General features: G+C 73.1%; 2 protein-coding genes. Both read right to left on the reverse strand.

From position 1 onward, the window contains the following. On the reverse strand, positions 1-1,408 hold a 1,408-nt coding region (locus IEZ15_RS41595), incomplete at its 3' end, for a condensation domain-containing protein (protein ID WP_229846511.1). Beyond that, the coding region (locus IEZ15_RS46015) for a non-ribosomal peptide synthetase (protein WP_229846512.1) at positions 1,405-6,080 on the reverse strand (4,676 nt) is incomplete at its 5' end. The genes IEZ15_RS41595 and IEZ15_RS46015, both read right to left, overlap by 4 nt.

Here is a 6,080-nt window from a genome sequence, read left to right on the forward strand (position 1 = left end):
GCGGCGTCGCCGCCACCTGCGTGGCGAACAGCTCCGGCAGCGTGGCCTGCGGCACCTCCCGCGCGGTGTCGTTCCACCCGGACAGCACCCGCTCGCGCTCGGCCGGTTCCAGGATCTCGACCGCGCCGACCGCCCGGTCCGGGTCGGCCACCACCGCGGCCAGGACCCGTTCCAGCCGCCCGGCCAGCACCTCCACCGTCTCCCGGTCGAACAGATCCGGCCGGTAGCCGAACCGCAGGTTCAACCGCGGGCCGGGCATGGCCACGACGGTGAGGGGGTAGTGCGTGGCATCCCGGCCGCCGGCGCCGGTGAGACGGAGTCCGCCGGGCATCTCCTGGCGCATCCCGTCGGCGTCCAGCGGGTAGTTCTCGAAGATGACCAGGGTGTCGAACAGTTCGCCGCCGCCGACGAGGCGCTGGATGTCTGTGAGGCTGACGTATTCGTGCCCCATCAGGCGGGACTGCTGGTCCTGCAGGCGGGTGAGCATGCCCAGCAGAGACTCGCCCGGGTCCAGGCGGACCCGCACCGGCAGGGTGTTGATGAACAGGCCGACCATCGACTCGATGCCCGGCACCTCCGGGGGGCGGCCGGCGACGGTGCCGCCGAAGACCACGTCGTCCCGGCCGGTGAGCCGGCCCAGCAGGATCGCCCACGCGCCCTGGACCAGGGTGCTCATGGTCAGCCCGTGCCTGCGGGCGAAGACGGCGAGCCGGGTGCTGAGCTCCTCCGAGCAGGCGGTCATCAGTTGCTCGGGCGGCACGGGGGCACGGCCGGGGTCGGCCGGGGCCAGCAGGGTGGCGTCGTCCGTTCCGGCGAGGGCCTCCCGCCAGGCCTGCTCGGCCGCTCCCCGGTCCTGCCGGGCCAGCCAGGCGAGGTAGGTGCGGTAGGGGGTGACCCTCGGCATCCCTGTGTCGTCGCCACGCCTGCCGTACAGCTCGAAGAGTTCGCCGATCAACAGGGGCATCGACCAGCCGTCGAGGAGGATGTGGTGGTTGCTGAACAGCAGCCGGAAGCGTCCGGCTCCCAGGCGCAGCAGGGTGAAGCGCAGCAACGGCGCCCGGGTCAGGTCGAAGCGGCGGGCGCGGTCCTCCTCCATGATCCGCTCCACCTCGGCCTCGTCCAGGCCGCTGAGGTCGATCTCCTGCCAGGGGAGTGCGACCTCGCGGTGGATGATCTGCACGGGCTCGCCCGAGTTGCGCTGCCGGAATCCGGCGCGCAGGTTGGCGTGCCGGCGCAGCAGTGCGGCCGCGGCGGCACGCAGGGCCTCGACGTCGAGGTCGCCCTCGAGGTCGAAGACGAACTGCACGGTGTAGACGTCCACTGCCTGCTCGTCGTAGAGGGCGTGGAAGAGCAGCCCCTCCTGCAACGGCGAGAGCGGCAGGATGTCCTCAACCCGAGACTTCCTCACAGCTCGTTCCCCCACTCGGTGTCCAGCTCGTTCTCGAAATCGTCGATCTCTGCCTGGTCCAGCGTCACCAGCGACAGGTCGGACGGGGTGATGCCACCCGCGTCCGGCCGCCGGACGTGCTCGACCAGGGCTTCCAGGGCGCGGAACCAGGTCTGGGCGAGGTCGCGCACCTCCTCGTCGGAGAACAGGGCCTCCGGCCAGGTCCAGGAGGCGGCCAGCTGCGGGCCGTCCGCCTCCTCGCGGGCCATGGCGTTGATCTCCAGGCTGTGTGCGGCCGGCATCTCGGTGTCCCCCGCGCTGAACGCGCCTCCCTCGGAGGCGGTGAGCCAGTCGCCGACCGCGGTGGTGTCCGCGGTGGCGGACCGACCGAGGTAGTTGAACGCGATCTGGGGGGTGGCCAGTGCGGCGAGCACGGGCGCGGTCTGCGGGTTGAGGTACCGCAGCAGCCCGTACCCGAGTCCCTTGTCCGGCAAGGCCCGCAACTGCTCCTTGATCAGCTTCAGTGCCGTGCCGGCCGAGGGGCCGCCGGTCCACAGCTCGGACCAGGCGACGTCTCCCGGGTCCAGGCGGACGGGGAAGATGCTGGTGAACCAGCCCACCGTGCGGGACAGGTCGATGCCTTCGACCATCTCCTCGCGCCCGTGGCCCTCGGCATCGACCAGTACGGCGTTGCCGCCGCCGAGGCCGCGGCGGCGCCGCCAGTCGGCGACGGCCAGGGCCAGGCCGGTCAGCAGGACGTCGTTGACGCCGGCGTTGAAGGCCGCCGGGACACTGGTCAGCAGCGGGGCGGTCAGCTCGGACGGCAGGCTCAGGTGGAGCCTGCCCGTCGCGGCTCCGGTGTCCCGTGCCGGGTCCAGCGGCCGCCGGGAGAGCAGCGGGTCCGGGGCGCCGAGGATCTCGGTCCACACCGACAGCTCGTCCTCGCGTGCGGGGTCGGCCGCCGTGGCGGCGAGGTGTTCGGCCCAGCGGCGGAAGGAGGTACCCACCGGCTCCGGTTGCGGCGTCCGGCCGGCGACGGCGGCCTCCCAGGCCGCGATCAGGTCCGGCACCAGGATGCGCCAGGAGACGTTGTCGACGACCAGGTGGTGGATGACGATCAGCAGTCTGCCGGGGCGGTCCGCTCCCGCATCGGCCCAGACCGCCTGCACCAGTCTGCCGGTCTCCGGGGAGAGCCTGTGGCGGGCCGCCTCGGCCTGCTCGGCGAGGAGGGTACTCAGCGCGCCCTCGTCGAGCCCTTCGGCGGTGACCCGGTGGACGCATTCCTCGGCTCGGGTCTCGCCGGGAGGCGGCACCTGCAGGGACCAGTCCCCGCCGTCGGCGCGGGTGACCCGCATCCGCAGGGCGTCGTGGTGGTCGAGCAGCGCCTGGACCGCCGTGGTGAGCGGTCCGGTGCCCAGCCCGGCGGGCACCTGGAGGAGCACCGACTGGTTGAAGCCGTCGATCGGGCCGCCGCGCTCGCGCAGCCAGTGGATGACCGGGGTCGGCGGCACCTCGCCGACCCCGACGTCCGGTGTTCCGGTCACGGCGTTCTCCAGGGAGCGAGCGACCGCGGCCAGGGCGGCCACCGTCTTGTGCTCGAACACCTCGCGCGGGGTGATCAGCAGTCCGGCCTTGCGGGCCCGGCTGACCAGCTGGATGGAGACGATGCTGTCGCCGCCCAGGTCGAAGAAGCTGTCCTCGACGCCGACGGACGGAAGCCGCAGGACCTCGGCGAACAGGGCGGCCAACAGTTCCTCGCGCGGAGAGCGGGGCTGCTCCCCGGCCCCGGTCGATGCGGTCTCGGGAGCGGGCAGGGCCTTGCGGTCGAGCTTGCCGTTGGCCGTGAGCGGCAGTGCGTCCAGGGTGACGAACGCCGTCGGCACCATGTATTCCGGCAGTCGTTCCGCCAGGCGGGCCCGCGCCTCCGCGTCCTCGACACCCGCGTCCCCGGCCTCGGCGACGAGGTAGGCGACCAGTTGCTTGGTGCCGGGCCGGTCCTGGCGGACGACGGCGGTGGCCTGGGCGATCCCCGGCAGGGCAGCGAGCGCGCTCTCGATCTCGCCCAGTTCGATGCGGAAGCCGCGGAGCTTGACCTGCTCGTCGGCGCGGCCCAGGTACTCCAGCTCGCCCTGGGCGCTCCAGCGGACCAGGTCGCCGGTGCGGTACATCCGCGCCCCGGCCGGGCCGAACGGGCAGGCCACGAACCGCTCCGCGGTCAGGGCGGGACGGTTCAGGTAGCCGCGGGCCAGGCCCGCGCCGGTGACGTACAGCTCGCCGGGGACACCGGGCGGCACCGGCCGCAGACCGGCGTCGAGCACGTACACCCGCATGTTGTCCAGGGGGCGGCCGATGGGGACGGTCGCCTCCGGGACGTCACCGGCGCGCATGGGGTGGCGGGTGGCGAAGGTGGTGGTCTCGGTCGGGCCGTAGCCGTCGACGACCGTGATGCCCGGGCACCGTTCCAGTACCCGGCGGACCGCGGCCACGGGGACCACGTCGCCGCCTGCCCACACCTCGCGGACGCCGGTGAGCGCACCGGGGTTCTCCTCGGCGAGCAGCCGGAACAGTCCGGCGGTCAGCCACAGACCGGTGACACCCTGTTCGGCGACGATCGTCTCGAGGGTGGTCAGGTCGAGCTCTCCAGGCGGTGCGACGACGAGCCGGCCGCCGGAGAGCAGGGGGACCCAGAACTCGTAGGTCGAGGCGTCGAAGGCCTGCGGCGAGTGCAGCAGCACGCGCTCGTGCGCGCCGTTGCGCCAGCAGCGGTCGCCGGCCAGTGCGAGGACGTCCCGGTGGGTGACTGCGACGCCCTTCGGTTCGCCGGTCGAGCCGGAGGTGTGCATGACGTAGGCCAGCTGGTCGGGGTGGCAGCCGGCCGTGTCGAGGGCCCGGTCGGTCCGGTCGCGGTCCGCGACGCGGACGTCCTTCGCGGCGTCGGCCGCATGCCCGTCCACGGCGAGGACGGGCATGCCCTCCGGGAGCTGGTCGGCCGCGACCTCGCCGTCCACCAGAGCCACCGAGGCGCAGGTGTCCTCGACGATCCAGCGGGTGCGTGCGGCCGGCTGCCGCGGGTCCAGCGGCACGTAGGCACCACCGGCCTTGACCACGGCGAGGATGGCCACCACCAGCTCGACCGAGCGCTCGGCGAGCACAGCGACGCGGCTCTCGGCCGTCACGCCGGCCGCGGCGAGCCGGTGAGCGAGGCGGTCGGACCGCGCGTCCAGCTCCGCGTAGGTCACCTGCTGGTCGGCGAAGCTCACGGCGATCGCCTCGGGGTGGCGGGCCGCTGTCTCGCTGAAGCGCTGCTGGAGCGTGGCCGGGGCGTCCGGTTCGTCGTACGCGGTGTCGTTCCAGTCGCACAGCACCCGCTCGCGCTCGGCCTCGTCCAGGATCTCGACGCTGCCCACGGTGCGGTCGGGGGCGGCCACCACCGCGGCCAGCAGACGTTCCAGACGGGCCATCATCCGTTCGACGGTGGCGGCGTCGAACAGGTCCAGGCTGTGGGTCACGATGCCGGCGATGCCGCCGGGGCCGCCGTCGGCCGCGTGCTGCTCACCGAGGTCGATCGACAGGTCGAACTTGGCCGCGGCTGCTACGGAGCCTGCCTCCGAGACTCGCAGCCCGGGGAGTTCGGCAGTGACCTCGGGGTTGTTCTGGAAGGCGAGCATGACCTGGAAGAGGGGGTGGCGGGCCATTGAGCGGACCGGGTTGAGCTCTTCGACCAGTCGCTCGAACGGCACGTCCTGGTGTGCGTAGGCGGCCAGATCCGCCTCCCGCACCCGCTCCACCAACTCGTGGAAGGTGGGGTCGCCGGAGACGTCGGTGCGCAGCACCAGGGTGTTGACGAAGAAGCCGACCAGATCATCGAGTGCCTCATCGGTACGTCCGGCGATCGGGCTGCCGATGGGAATGTCCTCCCCGGCCCCGAGCCGGGACAGCAGTGCGGCCAGGCCTGCCTGCAGGACCATGAACACACTGGCCCGGCACTTCCGGGCCAGCGCGACCACCCCGGCGTGCAGGGAGGCGTCCCAGGCGAACTCCACCGTTCCACCCCGGTGGGAGGCCACCGCCGGGCGTGGCCGGTCGGTGGGCAGGGCCAGCTCCTCCGGCAGGCCGGTCAGGGTCTGGCGCCAGAAGTCCAGCTGGCGGGCGAGCGGGCTGTCCGGGTCGTCTTCGCTGCCGAGGACCTGGTGTTGCCACAGGGTGTAGTCGGCGTACTGCACCGGCAGCGGCGTCCACTCCGGCGCCGCCCCGGCACACCGGGCGGTGTAGGCGGCCGCCAGGTCCCGGGCCAGTGGGCTCAGCGACCAGCCGTCCCCGGCGATGTGGTGCAGGGTCAGCACCAGCACGTGTTCGTCCTCGGCGAGGACGAACAGCTCCGCGCGCAGCGGGGTGTCCACCGCCAGGTCGAAGGCGTACCCGGCCGCGGCCTCGACCAGGGCGGGCAGTTCCCGCTCGTCGGTCTTGGTGACCACCAGCTCGGGGCGGCCGCGCTGCGGGTCCAGCACCAGCTGGCGCGGCCGGCCCTCGCTCTCGGGGAAGACCGTGCGCAGGCTCTCGTGCCGCTCGGCCACATCGGCCAGCGCCGCCCCCATCGCGTCCCGGTCCAGCCGACCGGACAACCGGACCGCCAGCGGCAGGTTGTAGGTGGCGCTGGGGCCCTCCAGCCGTCCCAGGAACCACAGCCGCCGCT

Origin of the sequence: Streptomyces atratus (genome assembly GCF_014648655.1) — a bacterium.
Lineage (GTDB): Bacteria > Actinomycetota > Actinomycetes > Streptomycetales > Streptomycetaceae > Streptomyces > Streptomyces atratus.